Origin of the sequence: Catellatospora coxensis (assembly GCF_016862635.1) — a bacterium.
GTDB lineage: Bacteria > Actinomycetota > Actinomycetes > Mycobacteriales > Micromonosporaceae > Catellatospora > Catellatospora coxensis.
In genome coordinates this window covers 18,749-38,083 of sequence record NZ_BONI01000048.1, presented here as the reverse complement: position 1 = coordinate 38,083, position 19,335 = coordinate 18,749, and the positions used below count along the sequence as shown (strand labels likewise).

At 72.9% G+C, this 19,335-nt stretch carries 21 protein-coding genes; 9 read left to right on the top strand and 12 right to left on the bottom strand.

From position 1 onward, the window contains the following. Nucleotides 1-391: 391 nt before the first annotated feature. From Cco03nite_RS25865 to kdd, 6 genes are read right to left on the bottom strand one after another with little or no spacing between them, the layout of a single operon-like run. Complete coding sequence (locus tag Cco03nite_RS25865; protein ID WP_203694804.1) at nucleotides 392-1,726, bottom strand: glutamate mutase L; 1,335 nt, start codon at nucleotides 1,724-1,726, stop codon at nucleotides 392-394. After that, nucleotides 1,723-2,103: a 3-aminobutyryl-CoA ammonia lyase gene (gene kal, locus Cco03nite_RS25860; RefSeq protein WP_203694803.1), complete on the bottom strand. Its 381-nt coding sequence runs from the start codon at nucleotides 2,101-2,103 to the stop codon at nucleotides 1,723-1,725. The genes Cco03nite_RS25865 and kal overlap by 4 nt, the downstream gene beginning before the upstream one ends. Continuing rightward, nucleotides 2,100-2,861, bottom strand: a complete 762-nt coding sequence (gene kamE, locus Cco03nite_RS25855; protein ID WP_203694802.1) for a lysine 5,6-aminomutase subunit beta — start codon at nucleotides 2,859-2,861, stop codon at nucleotides 2,100-2,102. The genes kal and kamE overlap by 4 nt, the downstream gene beginning before the upstream one ends. Beyond that, nucleotides 2,858-4,444, bottom strand: a complete 1,587-nt coding sequence (gene kamD / locus Cco03nite_RS25850; protein ID WP_203694801.1) for a lysine 5,6-aminomutase subunit alpha — start codon at nucleotides 4,442-4,444, stop codon at nucleotides 2,858-2,860. The genes kamE and kamD overlap by 4 nt, the downstream gene beginning before the upstream one ends. After that, complete coding sequence (locus tag Cco03nite_RS25845; RefSeq protein WP_203694800.1) at nucleotides 4,431-5,975, bottom strand: amidohydrolase; 1,545 nt, start codon at nucleotides 5,973-5,975, stop codon at nucleotides 4,431-4,433. The genes kamD and Cco03nite_RS25845 overlap by 14 nt, the downstream gene beginning before the upstream one ends. A gap of 4 nt (nucleotides 5,976-5,979) precedes the next feature. Further along, on the bottom strand, nucleotides 5,980-7,044 hold the full coding sequence (gene kdd / locus Cco03nite_RS25840; protein WP_203694799.1) for an L-erythro-3,5-diaminohexanoate dehydrogenase: 1,065 nt from the start codon (nucleotides 7,042-7,044) through the stop codon (nucleotides 5,980-5,982). Between the two features lie 153 nt (nucleotides 7,045-7,197). Between kdd and Cco03nite_RS25835 the strand changes: the two genes are divergently transcribed. Further along, entirely contained in the window at nucleotides 7,198-8,562 is a 1,365-nt protein-coding gene (locus Cco03nite_RS25835) for a KamA family radical SAM protein (protein ID WP_203694798.1), read from the top strand. A 66-nt stretch (nucleotides 8,563-8,628) separates the two neighbouring features. Here the strand turns inward: Cco03nite_RS25835 and Cco03nite_RS25830 are convergent, their stop codons facing one another. Further along, entirely contained in the window at nucleotides 8,629-9,489 is an 861-nt protein-coding gene (locus Cco03nite_RS25830) for a methyltransferase domain-containing protein (RefSeq protein ID WP_203694797.1), read from the bottom strand. 144 nt (nucleotides 9,490-9,633) lie between these two features. Here Cco03nite_RS25830 and Cco03nite_RS25825 point away from each other — a divergent pair, with 144 nt between their 5' ends. After that, the gene (locus Cco03nite_RS25825) at nucleotides 9,634-10,197 is read left to right on the top strand and encodes a histidine phosphatase family protein (protein WP_203694796.1); all 564 of its coding nucleotides are present in this window, start codon (nucleotides 9,634-9,636) and stop codon (nucleotides 10,195-10,197) included. Between the two features lie 12 nt (nucleotides 10,198-10,209). On the opposite strand, the gene Cco03nite_RS25820 is transcribed toward Cco03nite_RS25825, so the two are convergent. Then, nucleotides 10,210-10,830, bottom strand: a complete 621-nt coding sequence (locus Cco03nite_RS25820; RefSeq protein ID WP_203694795.1) for a TetR/AcrR family transcriptional regulator — start codon at nucleotides 10,828-10,830, stop codon at nucleotides 10,210-10,212. Nucleotides 10,831-10,913: 83 nt separating this feature from the next. Between Cco03nite_RS25820 and Cco03nite_RS25815 the strand changes: the two genes are divergently transcribed. The 6 genes from Cco03nite_RS25815 to Cco03nite_RS25790 all read left to right on the top strand — a co-directional run bounded on the left by Cco03nite_RS25815 (nucleotide 10,914) and on the right by Cco03nite_RS25790 (nucleotide 15,233). Beyond that, nucleotides 10,914-11,630 carry an SDR family NAD(P)-dependent oxidoreductase gene (locus Cco03nite_RS25815; RefSeq protein WP_203694794.1) on the top strand — a complete coding sequence of 239 codons (717 nt, stop codon included), beginning with the start codon at nucleotides 10,914-10,916 and terminating at the stop codon, nucleotides 11,628-11,630. A gap of 29 nt (nucleotides 11,631-11,659) precedes the next feature. After that, complete coding sequence (locus Cco03nite_RS25810) at nucleotides 11,660-11,899, top strand: tautomerase family protein (RefSeq protein ID WP_203694793.1); 240 nt, start codon at nucleotides 11,660-11,662, stop codon at nucleotides 11,897-11,899. A gap of 73 nt (nucleotides 11,900-11,972) precedes the next feature. Then, a complete protein-coding gene (locus Cco03nite_RS25805; protein ID WP_239167660.1) occupies nucleotides 11,973-13,358 on the top strand; it encodes a ferredoxin reductase family protein in 1,386 nt (461 codons plus the stop codon). Nucleotides 13,359-13,361: 3 nt separating this feature from the next. Then, on the top strand, nucleotides 13,362-13,781 hold the full coding sequence (locus Cco03nite_RS25800; RefSeq protein ID WP_203694792.1) for an FMN-binding protein: 420 nt from the start codon (nucleotides 13,362-13,364) through the stop codon (nucleotides 13,779-13,781). Next, a complete protein-coding gene (locus Cco03nite_RS25795) occupies nucleotides 13,778-14,545 on the top strand; it encodes an FAD:protein FMN transferase (protein ID WP_203694791.1) in 768 nt (255 codons plus the stop codon). The genes Cco03nite_RS25800 and Cco03nite_RS25795 overlap by 4 nt, the downstream gene beginning before the upstream one ends. Nucleotides 14,546-14,621: 76 nt before the next feature. Next, nucleotides 14,622-15,233, top strand: a complete 612-nt coding sequence (locus Cco03nite_RS25790) for a hypothetical protein (protein ID WP_203694790.1) — start codon at nucleotides 14,622-14,624, stop codon at nucleotides 15,231-15,233. A gap of 43 nt (nucleotides 15,234-15,276) precedes the next feature. Here the strand turns inward: Cco03nite_RS25790 and Cco03nite_RS25785 are convergent, their stop codons facing one another. Genes Cco03nite_RS25785 through Cco03nite_RS25775 form a run of 3 tightly spaced genes read right to left on the bottom strand, consistent with a single transcriptional unit; the run spans nucleotide 15,277 to nucleotide 17,213 of the window. Beyond that, nucleotides 15,277-15,729: an Lrp/AsnC family transcriptional regulator gene (locus Cco03nite_RS25785; protein WP_155368639.1), complete on the bottom strand. Its 453-nt coding sequence runs from the start codon at nucleotides 15,727-15,729 to the stop codon at nucleotides 15,277-15,279. Between the two features lie 10 nt (nucleotides 15,730-15,739). Then, on the bottom strand, nucleotides 15,740-16,792 hold the full coding sequence (locus Cco03nite_RS25780) for a zinc-dependent alcohol dehydrogenase family protein (RefSeq protein WP_203694789.1): 1,053 nt from the start codon (nucleotides 16,790-16,792) through the stop codon (nucleotides 15,740-15,742). Nucleotides 16,793-16,850: 58 nt separating this feature from the next. Then, nucleotides 16,851-17,213, bottom strand: coding sequence for a VOC family protein (locus Cco03nite_RS25775; protein ID WP_203694788.1), 363 nt, complete (start codon nucleotides 17,211-17,213; stop codon nucleotides 16,851-16,853). Nucleotides 17,214-17,359: 146 nt separating this feature from the next. Between Cco03nite_RS25775 and Cco03nite_RS25770 the strand changes: the two genes are divergently transcribed. After that, nucleotides 17,360-18,460, top strand: coding sequence for a LacI family DNA-binding transcriptional regulator (locus Cco03nite_RS25770; protein ID WP_203694787.1), 1,101 nt, complete (start codon nucleotides 17,360-17,362; stop codon nucleotides 18,458-18,460). A gap of 11 nt (nucleotides 18,461-18,471) precedes the next feature. Here Cco03nite_RS25770 and Cco03nite_RS25765 read toward each other — a convergent pair whose 3' ends face one another. Then, complete coding sequence (locus tag Cco03nite_RS25765; protein ID WP_239167659.1) at nucleotides 18,472-19,335, bottom strand: ATP-grasp domain-containing protein; 864 nt, start codon at nucleotides 19,333-19,335, stop codon at nucleotides 18,472-18,474.

The window sequence follows — 19,335 nt, the reverse complement described above, 5'->3', positions numbered from 1 at the left end:
TCGCGACGATCTTGCGTGAACGGTTGCCGTTTTGTTCGATATGGGCGTGTCGCCCCCACAGCTCACGCAAGATCGTCGTGAGCTTCGGGGGGTGGGGTGGGGTGGGGGAAAAGGCCGGGGCGCGGTCTGGAGAGACCGCGCCCCGCACTCCCAACTCCTACGGCGGCACCAGCCGACCTTCGGGCCGATCGGCTTCCGGTGCCTGAACCGGGGGCCGATCGTTTTCTACTGATCGGTGCTGCCGCCTGCCGTGCCCGGTCGCCGGACGGCGACGCCCGCCGGGGAACGGCGGCAGGCACGGTGGAGGACCTCACGACGGTACCGGCGCGGGCTCGCACGGTCAATTTCACGATGTGGTCACCGACCGTGACGAGCACCGCAGTTCAGGGCATCAGCCCAGTTCAGCGGCGAGCAGGGCGGCGGCGGCGGCGGGATGTTCCACCGACAGGAGTCCTGCCGCGGCCAGAATGTAGGACACGTCGACGGCGGTGCGGGCCGCCCGAGGCAGCGCCCAGCCACCGGCCGTGTCCCCCAGCCCCGCGCCGAGCACCGCTGCGGCGACCTGCGGCGGGCTGTGCCGCAGCACCCCACCGGACCCGATCACGGTCTGCACGGCTCTCAGGTTACGCCCGCCGCGGCGCGGACCGCCCGCCACGACGGCCTCCCCGCGCGCGTGGCGCCGCAGCGCGACGGTGACGGCGAGTTCGGCCAGCCGCTGGTCCACGGCCCGCTCGGTGCCGTCGTCGGCGACGAATCCGGGATGCTCGGCGCGGGCGGCCGCGGCAAGCTCCAGCACCTGCGCCTCGTCCGGCCCGATGATCTTCTCCAGGGCCGCGGCGGCCACCACCCCGGGCGCGGACCAGCGCATCCCCAGGTCACCCTCTACGGTACGGGCCGCCCACAGCACCCCGGCGACCTCGTCGCGTACCCCGGCGAGCTGCTCGGCGTCCGGGGTCAGCACCGAGTACACATCGGTCGTCGCCCCGCCGACGTCGACCACCAGCAGATCCTCGGCGCCACGGGCCGCTAGCAGCTCCACGCCCGACAGCACCGCGTCCGGGGTCGCCGCCTTCACCAGCGACGCGAACCGCGGCCCCCGGGACAGCTTCTTGCCGCCGATGACGTGCTGCAGGAACACCCGCCGGATCGCGGCGCGGGCCGGACCGGGGTCGAGGACCCCGATCGCGGGCAGCACGTTGTCGACCGCCACCACCGGCACCCCCGCCCCGGCCAGCAGCGCGGCGAGCTGTTCGCGGCAGTCGGCGTTGCCGGCCAGCACGGTCGGCACCCGCCAGCGGGCGTTGGCGAGCCGGGTCGCGTTGTGGGTGATCGTCTCGGTGTCGCCGCCGTCGGTCCCGCCGACCAGCAGCACCACGTCCGGCCGGGCGGCGCGCAGCTCGGCGAGCCCGGCCCGGTCGAGGCGTCCCGCGGCGACGTGCACGACCCGCGACCCGGCCGACAGCCCGACCCGGTGGCCGGCCTGCGCGGTCACCAGGCGCTCGTAGCCGACGACGGCCAGCCGCAGCCCGCCGCCGGCCGACGAGCACACCAGCAGCCCGTCCGGGTCCCGCCCGGTCGCGGCCACGGCCGCGTCGAGGCCGTGCAGGACGTCGGTGCCGACGGTCGTGCGGTGCGAACCGGTCGCGACGAGTTCGCCGCTGCCGGTGTCGACCAGGGCCGCCTTGGTGAACGTCGACCCGACGTCGACACAGCACAGCAGGCTCACTTGGGCGGGACCACCACGGTGCCGGTCGCCGTCACGGCGACGACGGGCGGGTCGAGGACCTCGGCCGCCGACTCCGACCGGTCCGGGCGGCCCCGGCACACGACGCGCGCCTCGAAGTCGATGGTGCGGCTGCGGGTGCCCATCCGGGCCACGGTCGCGACGACCTCCAGCACGTCCCCGGCCCGCATCGGGGCCTTGAACTGCACGTCGGAGTACGACGCGAACAGGCCCTCGTCGCCGTCGAGCTGGATGCACACCTCGGTCGCGACGTCCCCGAACGCCGCCAGGGCGTACGCCCCGTCGACGAGGTTGCCCGCGTAGTGCGCGTGGCTGTAGGGCACATACTTCCGGTGGGTGACGGTGTAGCCCACACTCATGCTGCGACTGCCTTCTTCCGCTCGGCCTTGTTGGTGATCAGCGCGTGGACCAGGTAGCTGGCCACCTCGCGCGGGGTGGTGCCGCGGCCGAAGATCCGGTCGACACCGAGTTCGTCGGTCATCAGCTCGTCGAAGCGCGGCCCGCCGACGATCAGCAGCGGCCGCTTGTCGGCGGGCAGCGCCTCCCGGAACGCCGCCGACATCTCCCGGGTGTTGTGCAGGTGCGCGTCGCGCTGCGTGACGACCTGGGAGACGAGCACCGCGTCGGCCTTCTCCGCCTTCGCGGCCGCCACCAGCTCCGGCACGGTGATCTGCGCGCCCATGTTGACGACCTTCAGCTCCCGGTAGTACTCCAGGCCCTTCTCGCCGGCGATGCCCTTGAGGTTGAGGATCGCGTCGATGCCGACGGTGTGCGCGTCGGTGCCGATGCACGCCCCGACCACCGACAGCTTGCGGCGCATCTTCTGCTTGACGACCGTGTTGACCTCTTTCGCGGTCAGCAGCGGGAAGTCGCGCTCGACGACCTGGACCTTGTCGAGCTCGACCAGGTGCCGGACGCTGCCGTAGACCACGAAGAAGGTGAACCCGTCGCCCATCTGCTTGGCGTGCACCAGCATCGCCGGCTCCAGGCCCATCTTCGCCGCGAGCTGCAGCGCCGCGCCTTCGGCCTTCTTGTCGTGGGGCAGCGGCAGGGTGAAGCTCACCTGGGTCATGCCGTCGCCGGTGGTGTCGCCGTACGGGCGGACGACCGTCTTCACTGCTCCTCCTTGGCGGGGGTCTCCAGGATCTCGGTGGCCGGGTTGTAGTAGCCGTCGTCGTGCTTGGCGACGCCGTCCAGGCCCTTGCCCCGGTCCGCGGGCCGCTTCATGATCCCGAACGTGCCGTCGGCGATCGCGTTCAGCAGCGTGTCGTCCTCGATCTTCTCGAGCAGGTCGATGGCCTCGTCGAGGACCTGGTGAGCGCGGCGCTGGATGAACCCGTCCGGGGCGGGCACGAAGTCCTCGTGCAGGTTGCCGGCCGCGCCGAGCACGTACCGCACGTTCTGCAGGGCGATGTCGCGGTCGGACAGCCACGGCGTGACGACGGCCTCGGTCATCATGCCGACGAGCAGGATGCCCTGCCCGGTCAGCGCGCCGACCAGGTTGAAGAACCCGTCGAGCAGGTTGCCGCGGAACACGTCGCCGGTCATGTGCTTGGTCGGCGGCATCCACTTGAGCGGCGCGTCCGGGAACAGCTCCCGCGCCAGCAGCGCGTGGGCCAGTTCGAGCCGGAACGACTCGGGCAGGTCCGGGTTGATCTCGAACGCGTGCCCGAGGCCCAGCTGCCAGTCCGCGAGGCCCGCCTCGTGCGCGAAGTACTCGTTGAGCAGCTGCGACACGGTGACGGTGTGCGCGGCCTCGACCGCGTCGGCGGTGGTGAGGTAGTTGTCCTCACCGGTGTTGATGATGATCCCGGCGCGGGCGTGGATCTGGCGGGAGAACCGCTGGTCCACGAACGTGCGGATCGGGTTGATGTCGCGGAACAGGATGCCGTACATCGAGTCGTTGAGCATCATGTCCAGCCGCTGCAGCCCGGCCAGGGTCGCGATCTCGGGCATGCACAGGCCGGACGCGTAGTTGGTCAGGCGGACGTAGCGGCCCAGCTCCTTGCTGGACTCGTCCAGGGCCGCGCGCATCAGGCGGAAGTTCTCCTGGGTGGCGTACGTGCCGGCGAAACCCTCCCGGGTCGCGCCCTCGGGCACGTAGTCCAGCAGCGACTGCCCCGTGGACCGGATCACCGCGATGACGTCCGCGCCCGCGCGGGCCGCCGCCTGCGCCTGCGGGATGTCCTCGTAGATGTCGCCGGTCGCCACGATCAGGTAGATCCACGGCCGCTGCTTCGGGTCGCCGTACCGCTTGATCATCTTGTCGCGGTCGGCGCGGTTGCGGTCGATCTGCTTGATCCCCGCGGCGACCTGGCGGCGCGACGCCTTCTTCGCCGCGGTGACCGCCTTGCCGCTGGGCAGGTCGAAGCGCACCGAACCGGCGGCGGCCTTCTGCGCCAGCAGCGTCAGCTCCGCCGCGGTCGGCTCCAGGCCGTGCTCGGCGAGGGCGTGGAACACCGGCAGCGCCACCCCGTGGCCCAGACCGACGTCGTTGCGCACCGCGTCGACCAGCCGGTTCACCCACGGGATGCCGTCCGGGTCGGCGCCGGTGACCCCGGCGAGCCGCAGCACCGCCCGCTCCACCGACACGGTGGTGTGCGAGCGGGCCATGTCCACCACGGGCCGCCCGGCCTTGGCCGCCAGCGCCCGCGCCCGGTGCACCAGCGCCGGGTCGAGGCCGAGTTTATTGCTGCTCATAGATCGTTTCTCCACGCAGTACCGTACGGACACAGACCGGCAGCTCGTCGTGCTGCTCAAGGCTGGGAAGGGTGCCGGACAGGCCGGCCGGGGTGCGCCACACCGCGAACGTCGCCGGTGCGCCGGGCACGAGCACGCCCTCGGCGTCCTTGTGCACGGCCCGCCAGCCGCCCCGGGTGTGCGCCGCGAACGCCGACTTGGCGCTCATCCGCTGATGGGTGTTGAAGTGCTGCATCGCCGCCCGGACGCTGCCCCACGGGTCCAGCGGCGTCACCGGGCTGTCCGACCCGAACGCCAGCGCCACACCCGTGTTGTGCATCTGCCCCATCGGGTTCGACGCCAGACTCCGGGCGACCCCGAGCCGCTGGGCGTACATCTGGTGCTCGCCACCCCACAGGCGGTCGAACGCGGGCTGCATCGACGCGACGATGCCGTACTCCACGAACGCGGCGATCAGCCGCTTGTCCATGATCTCGGCGTGCTCGACGCGGTGCCGGGCGTCGCGCAGCGCGTCGGTGCCCAGGACCTCGTCGGCGGCCGCGAACCCGGCCACCACCGTCGAGATCGCCGCGTCGCCGATGGCGTGGAAGCCGCCCTGCATACCGTGCCGGTGGCAGTCGAGCAGGTGATCGCGCACCTGCTCGGCGGTCACGTAGCCGTGGCCGCAGCCGCGCTCGCCGTCGAGGTAGTCCTCGCCCAGGTGCGCGGTCCGCGAGCCGAGCGCCCCGTCGGCGTACAGGTCACCGCCCGCGCCGACCGCACCCAGCTCCCGGGCCTTGGCCGCGCCCAGCAGCTCGCCCCAGAACCCGTACACCTCCGGCAGCCCCTGCCCCGACAGGCGCAGCAGCTCGGTGAAGTCGTCCTCGCTGGACGTGCCCGGCCCGCCGCACTCGTGCACCGCGGCGATGCCCAGGCTCGCGGCATGGCGCAGCATCCGCATCTGCGCGTCCCGCCGCTGCACGATGGTGATCTGCCCGAACGCCGCCGCCCGCACCACGTGGTGCGCGTCGCGGCGCACCCAGCCCGACGCGTCATACCCCGGCGCGTCGGCGGCCAGGGCCAGCAGATCCGACGACACCAGCGCCGAGTGGATCGACGCCTGCGACAGGTACACGCTGCGGCCGCCGGCGGCCCGGTCCAGCTCCGCGGCGGTCGGCGGGGTCTGCGCCGCGCCCCACGTGCTCTCGTCGAAGCCGTGCCCCAGCACGACGGCCTCCGGGCCCAGCCCGGACGCGAACTCGGCCACAGCCTTGAGCAGCTCGGATGCGGCGCGCACCGACGACAGGTCCAGCCCGGCCAGGGCCAGGCCGGTGTCGGTGGCGTGCACGTGAGCGTCGACGAACGCGGGCGTGACCAGGGCCCCGCCCAGGTCGACGCGCAGGTCGGCGGTGGGGGCGTCGGCCAGCGGCCCGAGCCAGACGATGTGCTGGCCGCGGGTCAGCAGCGCGGTGGCGCCGGGATCGGCGGGGCTGCGGACGACGGCGTTGTGCCAGAGCGTCGTGCGCTCGGCCGGCAAGGCGGAGATCTGCATGGGCTCAGTCTGCCGTGCCGGACGCGGCACGCGAGGCCTCGTGGTGCAGACGGGACTCGAACATCGCCCGCACCGCCGGCGCCTGCCGCAGCAGATCCAGCGCGTACGCCGCATGCCCCGGCACATACCCGTTGCCGACCAGCATCGTCACGTCCGCGGCCAGGCCCTCCGCGCCGAGCGCCGCGGCCGCGAAACTCGTCGCCATCGAGAAGAAGATCACCGTGCCGCCGTCGGCGGTCGACAGGATCGCCCCGTGCTCGCAGCCGGGCACGTCCACGCAGACCACGGTCACGTCCGCGGCCCGCCCGCCGAGCGCGGCGGTCACCGCTTCGGCCAGCGCGACCGGGTTGCGGGCGTCGGCGAGCGCGACGGCGTCGGCCAGGCCCGCGCCTTCCAGCGCCGTGCGCTCGCGCTCGACCGGGACGACGCCGACGGTCCGGCTCGCGCCCGCGGCCTTCGCGGCGGCCAGCGACAGCGAGCCGCTCTTGCCCGCGCCGCCGATCACGGCGACGGTCGGGTCGTCGTACTGCGCCACCACCCGGGCGGTCAGCGCCGGTGCGCCGCACACGTCCATCACGGCCAGGGCCAGCTCCGGGTCCAGGTCGGCGGGCAGCACCGCGGCGATGGAGCGCGCGAACAGGATCGCGTGGCCCTCGCAGGGGACCTGCTCGCTGCCGCCGTCCCAGTGCTTGAGTCCGTCGCTGATCGACAGCGGGGTGAGGGTCAGCGAGACCAGCGTGGCGACCCGGTCGCCGACCTTCAGGCCGAGCGGGGACTGCGGGCCGACGGCCTCCACGGTGCCGATCAGCATGCCGCCGGAGCCGGTGACCGGGTTCTGCATCTTGCCCCGGGCACCGATGATCTCCAGGACCTCACCGCGGACCGCCGCGCCGTCGCCCGCGTGCTTGGTCGACAGCTGGCGGAAGCTCGCCGCGTCGAGGTTGAGCCGCTCGACGGCGATCCGCACCTCGTCTGCCCCGATCTCGGGCGAATTGTCCAAGCGAAGTGCCGCCTGGGGCAATACCCCGCTCGGTTCCAGGACCCGGTGCAGGCCGATCGGTGACGTCATTGTCCGGTTCTCCTAAAAAGTGAAGTCCACCCGCGAGATCAAAACCAAAATTGCGGTTAGATTTGATGCGTGCGGGAAATTCTACGGCAGACTAGTTGGTACGCCGGAGAACTTCCAGTATGGTCAACGGCGACCGCAAAGGAGAGGCCACCGATGAACGCTGGGCAACCCTACGAGTACCGACGCGTAGAGCTGATCGAGCCGGACTGGACCCGGTTCCCGGGCTGGCGCGATGTCACGCCTGCGCAGTGGGAGTCCGCGCAGTGGCAGCGCGTCAACTGCATCAAGAACATCAAGCAGCTGCGCGCCGTGCTCGGCGACACCGTCGACGAGCGCTTCTACGCCGACCTCGAGGCCGACCAGAAGGCTCTGGCCACGATGTCGATGCTGGTCCCCCCGCAGATGATCAACACGATGGCGCGGGAGGAGCTGACCACCGAGGCGTTCTACGCCGACCCGGTGCGCCGCTACATGATCCCGGTCGCCTCCGACCGCCTCACCGAGTGGGCCAGCCACCCGCACGCCAGCCGCGACAGCCTGCACGAGCACGACATGTGGGTCGCCGAGGGCCTCACCCACCGCTACCCCACCAAGGTGCTCGCCGAGCTGCTGTCCACCTGCCCGCAGTACTGCGGCCACTGCACCCGCATGGACCTGGTCGGCAACTCCACCCCGGCGGTCGAGAAGCTCAAGCTGACCCTCAAGCCCGTCGACCGCTACGACGCGCACATCGCCTACCTCAAGGCCCACCCGGGCGTGCGCGACGTCGTCGTGTCCGGCGGCGACGTGGCCAACGTCCCGTGGAAGAACCTCGAGTCGTACCTGATGCGCCTCCTGGAGATCGACACCATCCGCGACATCCGGCTGGCCACCAAGGCCCTGATGGGCCTGCCCCAGCACTGGCTGCAGCCCGAGGTCGTCGAGGGCCTGGAGCGGGTCGCCCGCACCGCCCGCCGGCGCGGCGTGAACCTGGCGATCCACACCCACGTCAACCACGCCAACTCGATCACCCCGACCGTGGCCAAGGCCGCGAAGACGGCCCTCGAGGTCGGCGTGCGCGACGTGCGCAACCAGGGCGTGCTCATGCGCGGCGTCAACGCCACCTCGCCCGACCTGCTCGACCTGTGCTTCGCGCTGCAGGGCGAGGCGAACATCCTGCCGTACTACTTCTACATGTGCGACATGATCCCCAACGCCGAGCACTGGCGCGTCTCCGTCGGCCACGCCCAGGCGCTGCAGCACGACATCATGGGCTACCTGCCCGGCTACGCGACCCCGCGCATCGTCTGCGACGTGCCGTTCGTCGGCAAGCGCTGGGTGCACATGGTCACCGAGTACGACCGCGAGAACGGCATCTCGTACTGGACCAAGAACTACCGCACCTCGATCGAGGCCGACCAGAACGTCGACGTGCTGTCCCAGCGCTACGCGTACTACGACCCGATCGACACCCTGCCCGAGTCCGGCCAGAAGTGGTGGCGCAAGCAGCTCGACGAGCAGCTCGCCGCCCAGGCCTGACCCGTCCCGCACGACCGGGGCCCCGCCCGAGCTGTTCCCACAGCTCAAGGCGGGGCCTTCGCCGTTTCACGCCGGGACCGTGCCCGCGACCACCCAGACCGTCAGCGCCACCAGGAAGTCCTCCCGGGCGTCGGCGTCCCGCACGGCGTCCAGCCAGCGGTCCACCATCGCGGTGGCGTCGCCGTCCTCCTCCCCCACGATGTGCAGCAGCAGGTCACGGTCGAAGTACGGCACCACGTGCTGCGCCTCGGCCGGATCGGTGAAGCACATCGTCATCGGGTGGCATTCCAGCTCGTACACCCCCAGCCGGCGCAGCCGGTTGCGCAGCGTGCGGCCCATCGACGGGTTGCACATCACGCTGTGGTGCCGCAGCCGCCACATCATCGGCGTGAGCACCTCCGCGGGCAGCCCGTCGAAGACCAGCGACTCCCAGTCGGTGTCCACCAGGCAGATCCGCCCCTGCGGCCGGGTCACCCGGATCAGCTCCGCGATCACGGCCTCGGCCTGCGGCAGGTGCTGCAGCGTACGCTCGCACCGCACCGCGTCGAACACGTCAGCCGGGTAGTCCAGCCTGGTCAGGTCCCCGGCGACGAAGCGCACGTCGCCGGCGTCGGGGTGGGTCTGGTGCCAGCGCTCGTAGCGGTGCGCGGCCAGCGACAGCATGCTGCGCGAGTTGTCCACGCCGTCGACCCGGCCGTCCATCCCGACCAGCAGCGCCAGCACGCACGCCTCCTCCCCCAGCCCGCATCCGCCGTCGAGCACGTGGTGCCCCGGTTTGACGTGCATGGTCTCGGCGGCCCGCGCCCGGATCTCGGTGATCGCCCGGTAGCCGGCCGCCTTGTCGAGGTATGCCACGAGCCGTGCCTGCATCTGCGGCGGGCTCTGGTCGACCCGCGCGTAGTGCGGCATGAGCGGCGCGTCCGTCATACCTCAATTCTGTGAGCCCCGAAGCCCGCGCAGGCGAAACCGTCAAGATCGACCTCTGCCCGGCAGACTCACGGGGCGAAACCGCCCGTCCGGGTGGTGACCACCGCTAACGTGTCCTCAGGAACACGAGCGGGGAGGATCGGCATGCGAGAGATCGTGCTGCTCCGGCACGGGCAGACCGAGTGGAGCGCGGCCGGCCGCCACACCTCCTTCACCGACCTGTCGCTGACCCCCGAGGGCGAACGCCAGGCGACCCGGCTCGCCGGGCGGCTGGCCGGGCGGGCGTTCGCCGCGGTGCTGTGCAGCCCGCTGCAGCGCGCCGTGCGCACCGCCGCGCTGGCCGGCCTGGAGATCACGGCCACCGACGACGACCTGCTGGAGTGGAACTACGGCGCGTACGAGGGCCGCACCACGCTGGAGATCCGCCAGGAGCGTCCCGAGTGGACGCTGTGGCAGTACGGCTGCCCCGGCGGGGAGACCGCGGCGCAGGTCGGCGCCCGCTGCGACCGCGTCCTCGAACGCGCCCGGACGATGCTGGCCAGCGGCGACGTCGCCCTCGTCGGGCACGGCCACCTGCTGCGCGCGCTCACCGCCCGCTGGCTGGGCCTGCCCGCGCAGGACGGCGCGCTGTTCCGGCTGGAGACGGCCACGCTCAGCGTGCTCGGCTTCGAGCGCGAGCAGCCGGTGCTGCTGCGCTGGAACAGCTGAGCACCGGCGGCGTCAGCCTCGGGCGGGCAGCGCGTCGACCGGAGTCTGCAGCAGGCCGACGCTGTTCTGCCAGAGGGTGCCGAGCTGGCCAGGGTCGTCGAGCAGCTTGGCCAGCAGCACCCGGCCCTCGATCTGGGCGACGATGGAGCGCGCCGCGTCGCGGGTGTCGACGGCGGGGCCGGCCTGCCCGGCGTCCTTGGCCTCGACCACCACCTTCTCGATCATGTCGATCTGGGCCTCGAAGATCTCCTGCAGCCGGTCGCGGATCTCCGGGACCTGGTTGCTGAGCTCGGCGGCGAGGTTGCCGAACAGGCAGCCGACGACCAGGCCCGCCTGCCGGCGACCGGCCCGCTGGAAGTCCTCGGTCGCCGTGAACAGGTCGCGCAGCCGCTCCAGCGGGGGCCGCCCGCTGCCGAGCAGCTCGCTCCACTGCTGCCGCTGCGCCGCCCAGTGCTCGTCGATGACGGTCAGCGCGAGCGCCTGCTTGGACGCGAAGAAGTGGTAGAAGCTGCCCTTCGGCACCCCGGCGACGGCGCAGATCTCGGCGACGCCCAGCGCGGAGTAGCCACGCTGCTCGATGAGCGTCCTGGCCGCTTCGAGGATCTTGTTCCGCGCGTCACTCGTCCTGCCCATGGCGTTGACGATACACGACCAGTCGTCTAGCTTTTAGTAGACCGGTCGTCTAGTTGGCCGCGACACAGCAAAGGAACAGGCACATGAGCTTCGAGAACACGCAGAAGGTCGCCATCATCACCGGCGCCTCCCAGGGCATCGGCGCCGGCCTCGTGGAGGGCTACCGCAAGCTCGGCTACGGCGTCGTGGCCACCTCCCGCACCATCCCCGCCTCCGCCGATCCGGACATCGTGACCGTGCAGGGCGACATCGCCGACGCCGGCACCGCCGAGCGGGCCACCCGGGCCGCGCTGGACCGCTTCGGGCGCATCGACACCCTGGTCAACAACGCGGGCATCTTCATCGCCAAGCCGTTCACCGACTACACCGCCGACGACCTCGCGCAGGTCACCGGGATCAACGTCGCCGGCTTCTTCCACCTCACCCAGCGCGTGCTGCCGCACATGCTCGCCGTCGGCGGCGGGCACATCGTGAGCATCACCACCGCCCTGGTGGATCAGGCCGACAAGAACGTGCCGTCGGTGCTCGCCTCGCTGACCAAGGGCGGCATCAACTCGGCCACCAAGTCGCTGGCCATCGAGTACGCGTCGCGCGGCGTGCGGGTCAACGCGGTCGCCCCGGGCATCATCAAGACCCCGATGCACCCGGTCGAGTACCACGAGACGTACGCCGGGCTGCACCCCGTGGGGCGGATGGGCGAGACGAGCGACATCGTCGGCGCCGTCCTGTACCTGGAGTCCGCGCCCTTCGTCACCGGCGAGATCCTGCACGTCGACGGCGGACAGAACGCCGGCCACTGACCCGTCCCGACCATCCGAGAGGACCGACCATGCCCATCGTCAACATCCAGATCACCCGCGAGGGCAGCACGCCCGGCACGACGGCGGCGACCGCCGAGCAGAAGGCGGCGCTCATCGCCGGGGTCAGCCAGCTGCTGCTGGACGTGCTGGACAAACCGCTGGACTCGACGTTCGTCGTCATCGACGAGGTCGAGCTCGAGAACTGGGGCCGCGGCGGCCTGCCCGTCCCGCAGTACCGCGAGCAGCAGCGCGCGGACGGCGGCCAGTAGTTCGCGTCGCCAGGGGCGCGTGGTTTCCGGGTCATCCCGGGAACTGCGCGCCCCTTTCGCGACTCGCCGTGGCGTGACCCCTGACCGATTCCCCCTCCCCCGGCCCCGCCACGGAGCGCTCGGACGCGCCGTCACCGGGGCCCTGGCCTGCGCCACCGTGCTGGTGGTGGCAGCCCTGTGGGTGTCCGCCGGCGGTCCGGCCGGGCTGGACGCCGACGGCACCGGACTGGTGACCGCGGCCCGCCTCACCGGGCTCGTCGCCGCCGACCTGCTCCTGCTGCAGGTGCTCGCGATGGCGCGGGTGCCCTGGGTGGAGCGCGCCTGGGGGCAGGACCGGCTGGCCCGGATCCACCGCCTGCTCGGCTTCACCTCATTCTGGCTGATGGCGGCACACGTGGCGCTGGTCGTCGCCGGGTACGCCGCGTCCACCGGCACCGGGGTGCTCGCCCAGCTGGCCGACCTGGTCGTGCGCTACCCGGGCATGCTGCTCGCCGCGGCGGGCACGGTGCTGCTGGTGCTGGTCGTGGCGCTGTCGGTGCGGGCGGCGCGGCGGCGGGTGCGCTACGAGAACTGGCACCTGCTGCACCTGTACGCCTACCTCGGGGTGGGCCTGGCCCTGCCGCACCAGCTGTGGAACGGCGCGCACTTCGTCACCTCCCCCGCCGCCGCGGCGTACTGGTGGACGCTGTGGGGTGCGGGTGCCGCCGCGCTGCTGGTGTTCCGGGTCGGGCGACCGCTGTGGCTGTCGCGCCGGCACCGGCTCACCGTCGCCGAGGTGCGCCACGAGGCGTCCGACGTGCACTCGGTGTACCTGTCGGGACGGCGGCTCGACCGGCTGCGAGCCCGCCCCGGGCAGTTCCTGACCTGGCGGCTGCGCACCGGTCGCGGCTGGAGCCGGGCGCACCCGTTCTCGCTGTCCGAGGCGCCGCGCGCGGACCGGCTGCGGTTCACCTTTCGGGCCGCCGGCGACGACGGCGCACGCCTGGCCGGGGCCGCGCCGGGCACGGCGGTGCTTATCGAAGGCCCGTTCGGCACGCTCACCGAGGGCCGCTGCCGCGGCGAGCGGGTGCTGCTGATGGCCGCGGGCATCGGCATCACGCCGATGCGCGCCCTGCTCGAAGGCATGCGGTACGCCGACAGCGAGCTGACCCTGATCTACCGCGCCCGCAGCGCCGACGAGCTGGTGCTGCGCGACGAGATCGACGCCATCGCGGCCGAGCGCGGCGCACAGGTGATCTACCTGCCCGGTCCCCCGCCGTCCGGGCGAGCCTCGTGGCTGACCGCCGAGCTGGCCGATCGCTACACCGACCACGAGGCGCTCGCCGACCTGGTCCCGGAGCTGGCCGGGCGCGACGTCTTCCTGTGCGGTCCCCCGCCCTGGATGGCCGCGGCCCGCGCCGCGCTGCGAGCCGCCGGGGTGCCCGCGCGGCAGGTCCACGACGAGCGGTTCGGGTGGTGAGCGATGCGTAAGATCACCTTCTTCGTGCTGGCGACTGTCGCGGGCCTGGTCGGCCTGTTCAGCTACCGCACCAGCCTCGGCGAGGCGGTGCCGCGCTCGGCGGACGGGGCGACGACGGCGCCCGCCCCGGGGCTGATCGCCGGCGAGCGGATCGTCGACGGCGACGCGGTGGTCACCGACTACGGCACGGTGCGGGTGCGGGTCGCCTTCGCGGGCGGGCGCATCACCGACGTGGTGATCCTGCAGAAGCACACGGTGCACGAGCACTCGCTGGTGCTGAACGAGTTCGCCCTGCCGCAGCTGCGTGAGCGGGTGCTCGCCGCTCAGTCGGCCGACGTCGACACGGTCACCGGCGCGACCGCCACCAGCCGGGCGTACCTGGACTCGCTGCAGTCCGCGATCGACCGGGCGCACACCCGGTGAGCACTCTCGCACCGCCGCGCCGAGCCTGGGTCGAGCAGATCATGGGTATGCCGATCAGCCTCCACCTGCGCGGCCCCGGCCTGGACTCGGCACCGGTAGGGCGCACCGTCGACGCCGTGTTCGCGCTGCTGCGCGAGGCCGACGCGGTGTTCAGCACGTACCGGGCCGGCAGTGACGTGGGCCGGATCAACCGCGGCGAGCTGGCGGTGGCGGACGCGCATCCGTGGGTGGCGGAGGTCTCGGCGTGGTGCGGCGAGGCCCGCGAGCGCACCGGCGGCTGGTTCGACACCTGGCTGCCCGGCCCGGACGGTGCGCGCCGGTGGGACCCGTCGGGGCTGGTCAAGGGCTGGGCGGTGGAGCGGGCGGCGGAACTGTTGCGGCACGACTTCTGTCTCAACGCCGGAGGCGACGTGGTCGTGTCGGCGGCGCCCGGCCATCCGCCGTGGCGGGTAGGAGTGGAGGACCCGCTGGACCCGTCGCGGCTGGTCGAGATGGTGACCCTGGCGGCGGGTGCGGCGGCCACCTCGGGCACCGCCCGGCGGGGCGCGCACATCGTCGACCCGTACCTCGGGACGCCGACAGGCGAGGTGGTGGCCGTGACCGTCGTCGGACCGTCACTGTGCTGGGCCGATGTGTACGCCACCGCGGTCGCCGCGAAGGGGGTCTCCGGGTTGGACCTGCTGGCGGGCACCGGTTACGAAGGGCTGCTGATCGGCCGGGACGGGCTGGTCCGGATGACGGTCGGGTTCCCCGGCGAACGCTAACGGTCCGCTAACACCACGTTGGACAGACTCCACCAGGGTGACCGCAACCGGCGGTCGGGAGCGAAGCGGTGGTGACATGGCCGAACCGGCGACGACCACGACGGAACCGCACCTGGTCGCGCTCACCTGGCTGACCACCACGGCACGGCGGCTGGTACACCCTGCCTTCGGGGGTGTGGCCGCGGTCGGCGGTGCCATGATCTTCGCGGCGATCGGGTGGACGGCCGTGGGGGTGGTGCTGCGCTCGGACCCGGACACGATCGTGCGGTACTGGCTGTGGCACATCGCCGCGGCGGCGCTGCTCCCGGCCGGCCTGGGCATGCTGTCGGTGCAGCTGACCCACCAGGGCGGCTACGGCGTGGGGGCCGAGCGGGCCTGGCTGGTATGGGCGCAGGCCTGCGCCGCGCTCGCGCCGCTGACCGGCCTGCTGCTGATGGCCGCCCGGCCGCTGCTGTTCCGGGGGTACGACGTCCACGACCGCTGGGGAGTGCCGGTGCTGCTGGCCGGGGGGATCGCCCTGGCCTGCGCCGTGGCGGCCGGGGTCCGGCACGTGCGCCGGATGCCGCCGCGCCGGCGGGCCGCGGTGACCGGGCTCGTGGCCGGGGTCGCCACCGCGTCGACCGGACTGGCCGCGATCGGGCTCACCGCCCTGTTCCTGCCCGCGCCGCTGCCCTGCTGCCCCTGGTGACTCGGAAGGGCCGCTGCGCGTGCGGGCCGGCAGTGGGCGTGGCTCAGTCGGCCAGGTGGATGCGGGGGGCGCGCTGCTCGAACGGGGTGGACAGCACCACGGTCGTGCGCGTGGTCACGTTCGCCGACGTGCGGATCTCCTGCAACAGGCGCTCCAGGTCCACCGGTGACGCGACGCGTACCAGCAGGATGTAGAAGTCCTCGCCGGCCACCGAGAAGCACGACTCGATCTCCGACAGGTGCGCCAGGCGCTCGGGGGCGTCGTCGGGCTGCGCCGGGTCGAACGGGCGGATCGCCACGAACGCCGTCAGCGGCAGCCCGATCGCGTTGTAGTCCACCCGCGCGCCGTACCCGGTGATCACGCCGCGCTGCTCCAGCCTGCGTACCCGCTGGTGGACGGCGGACACGGACAGCCCGACCTTCTCGGCCAGGTCCGTGTACGACATGCGCCCGTCAGCGGTCAGGGCCGAAACGATGGCCTGGTCGGTCTCTTCCACGGCGCTCAAGCTACACCGCCCCGCCGTCCGGGCGCACCAGCACTTTCAGCGCTTTCCGATCATTCATCGCGGCATATCCGCCGGGCACCCCGTCCAGATCCACCGAGACGTCGAAGACCGGCGCCGGGTCCAGCGTCCCGGCCAGCACGTCTGCCAGCAGCTCCGGAATGTACGCCCGCGCGGGCGCGACCCCGCCGCGCAGCGCGACGTTGCGGCCGAACATGTCGCCGATGTCGACCCCGGCCGAGCCGCCGTGCGGCACCCCGACGAAACCGACCGCGCCGCCGTCGCGGGCCACACCGATCGCGGTGCGCATCGACTGCTCGGTGCCGACGGCCTCGATGACCGCGTGCGCGCCCTGGCCGCCGGTCAGCTCCCGCACCACGGCGACGGCCTCGTCCCCGCGCTCGGGCACCACGTCCGTCGCGCCGAACCGCCTGGCCAGCGCGGTGCGCGCGTCGTGGCGGCCCAGCGCGATGATGCGCTCCGCGCCGAGGCGGTGCGCGGCGAGCACCCCGCACAGGCCGACCGCGCCGTCGCCGACGACGGCGACCGTGCCGCCCTTGCGCACCCCGGCGGCGAGCGCGGCGTGGTGGCCGGTGGACATCACATCGGACAGCGCGAGGATCTTGACGAGGTCGGCGTCGCCGAGCCCGGACGGCAGCTTGACCAGGGTGCCGTCGGCGTACGGGACGCGCACCGCCTCGCCCTGGCCGCCGTCGGAGCCGGGCTGTCCCCAGAAGCCGCCGACCGGGCAGGAGGTGTGCAGGCCCTCCCGGCAGAACTCGCAGGTTCCGTCGGACCACACGAACGGGGCCACCACCGTGTCGCCGGGCTTGACGCCGGTGACGTCCGCGCCGGCCGACTCGACGACGCCGAGGAACTCGTGCCCGATGCGCTGGCCCGGCTCGCGCTTGGCGACGCCCTGGTAAGCCCACAGGTCGCTGCCGCAGACGCAGGCGTGCGTCACCCGGACCACCGCGTCGGTGGGGTGCACCAGGACCGGATCGGGCACGTCCTCGACCCGCACGTCGTGCGGACCGTAGATCACCGTTGCGCGCATGTGATCATCGTAGTCGGGGCGCTGCGCCCCGGTCGCCGGGATCGGTGCGGCGCGCGGCTCAGTGGCGCTCGCGGAGCAGGCAGAACTCGTTGCCCTCCGGGTCGGCGTACACGGTGAGGTCCTCCTGCTCGCGGAGCAGCGTCGCGCCGGCGGCGAGGATCGCGGCCCGCTCCTCGTCGTCGGCCACGATGTCGAGGTGGATGCGCCCGACCGGGAGCAGGTCGACCGCCTGCGCGATCCACACGTCCGGCTCGGTGCCCGACGGGTCGTGCAGCAGCACCGACTCGCCCTCCGCCAGGCCGCGCTCGGCGAGTTTCACCGCGTCCTCGTCGACGACGGGCAGGCCGGTGACCAGGCTCCAGAAGGGCGCCATGAGGTACGGGTCGCGGCAGTGGATGACGACGGAGGAGATGTACGGCATGGCGGCCACCCTAGCCGGGTAGGCGGTTCCCGCCGACCGGATAACCGAGCGGTCTTGACAGCGTCGCCTCGCGGCCGCTTACCGTGTGTAGCCGCCACCGGTCCGGTACCGGTACCGCGAGACGGCGTGGTTTCTCGGAGGTCCACATGCGCGTGACGATCGCCGACGTCGCCCGGCTGGCCGGAGTGAGCAAGGCGACGGTGTCGCGGGTGCTCAACGGCCGGCCCGACGTCGACGGGGCCACCCAGGCCCGCATCGAGGAGATCATGGCCGAGACCGGGTACGTGCCCAGTTCCCGCGCCGTCGACCTGGCCCGCGGGCGTACCCGGACGGTCGGGGTGCTCGCCCCGACGCTGCGTACGGCGTGGATGCCGGAGCTGCTGCAGGGCGTCGCCGACGTCGTGGAGCCGTCCGGTTACGGGCTGTTGCTGCACTCGGCCGCGGGCGGCGGCCCGGCACTGGAGCGGTTCGCGGCGAGCGTACGCGGCCACGCGGTGGACGGCGTGCTCGCCGTCGACCCCGGCGCGGCCCTGGACCACCTGCGTGACCTGCACCGGCAGGGCCTGCCGGTGGTCGTGGTGGACACCGTCGGCGCGCGGGCGCCGCTGCCGTCGGTCGGCGCGGACTACGCCGACGGCGGACGCCGCGCGGCGGAACTGCTGCTGGCCGCGGGCCGGCTGCGCCTCGCCATGATCACAGGACCCGCCGAGGAGCCCACCGGGGCCGCCTGCGCCGACGGCTTCGCCGACCTGCTGACCGGCACCGGCGCGGTGCTGCGGGCCAGCCACGTGACCGAGGCCGACGGGACCGAGCAGGGCGGCTACGACGCGGTGCAGCGGCTGCTACGTGCGCGGTTGTTCTTCGACGGCCTGTTCGCGCACGGCGACGCGATGGCCGCGGGCGCGCTGCGGGCGCTGCAGGAGGCCGGGCGGCAGGTGCCCGGCGAGGTCGCCGTGGTCGGTTTCGGCGACGTCCCGCCCGCCGCGTACACCGTGCCGGCGCTGACCACGGTGCGGGTGCCGTGGGAGGAGATGGGCGGGGCCGCGGCGCGCTCGCTCATCGATCGCCTGCGCGGCGAGCCCGGCTCCGACGAGCCGGAGGTGTTCGAGACCTCCCTGGTCATCCGGGGTAGCACGCCGCCGGTGGGACGCATCCCGGGCCAGCGCAACCGGCGTGCGGCCCGCACCGCGGAGCTGCCCGCCTTCCGGACCTCCGCACTGGCCACGGAACCGGTACCGGAGCTGTGACCTGCTGATACTCAGGTCAGATGGTCGAGGACGGCCGACGGATCGACGCCGGTCGGCAGATCGCTCACCTGACCGTCGCCGAGTTCGACCACGCGCCAGGTCCCGTCGTCACGCAACGCGACGTCGGTGGTGACGAACGGGTGCCCGAACGCGGCCACCAGCGGGGCGATCGCCGTCAGGTCGGGGTCGCAGGACAGGCCCGGCGTGTCCGGGTGCGGGCCGATCAGCACCGGTTCGCCGTGCACCCACCAGACCCGGGCCTCGGCGGTGCGGCCGTCCTGCCGCGCGAAGCGCTCGAACCGGCGTACCACGATGCCGCCCTGCAGGGACTCCTCCTGCAGCTCGACCATGCGGGCCACGACCTGGTGCGCCTGCGCGACGTCGGCAAGATCGGGGATGAAGCAGGCCTCGGCCCACTCGTGCTTGCGCGACTTCACGTAGTCCTTGACGATCGCGGGTCCGCCGCCCAGCGGGGCGACGAGCTCGGCGACCTGGTCCACGGTCGGCTGCTTCCCCGGCTGCCACGGCGTCCACACGCTGTCCGGGGTGACCTGCGCCAGGGCGGCGTACCAGCCGGGCAGCTCGTGTGCCGCACGGTAGGCGGCCGGGGGCACCCGCAGGGTGACGCCGCGCCCGGCGAGCGCGTCGGCCAGTTCGGTGTAGCGGTCGGCCGGGATCATCCAGCCGCGGTACCAGACGTCGCCGAGGTCGCGCGGCACGCGGCGGACGGCGGTGGCCGGGTCGCCGGACAGCAGAGCGTCATGGTCGAGCAGGGCGACGGCGGCGCCGGTGTCACGCACGGCGCGCGCCTGGGCGGCGAAGTGCGCGTCGACGCGGGTCGGGGTGAGCGGATCGGAGCAGAACACCACGGTCAC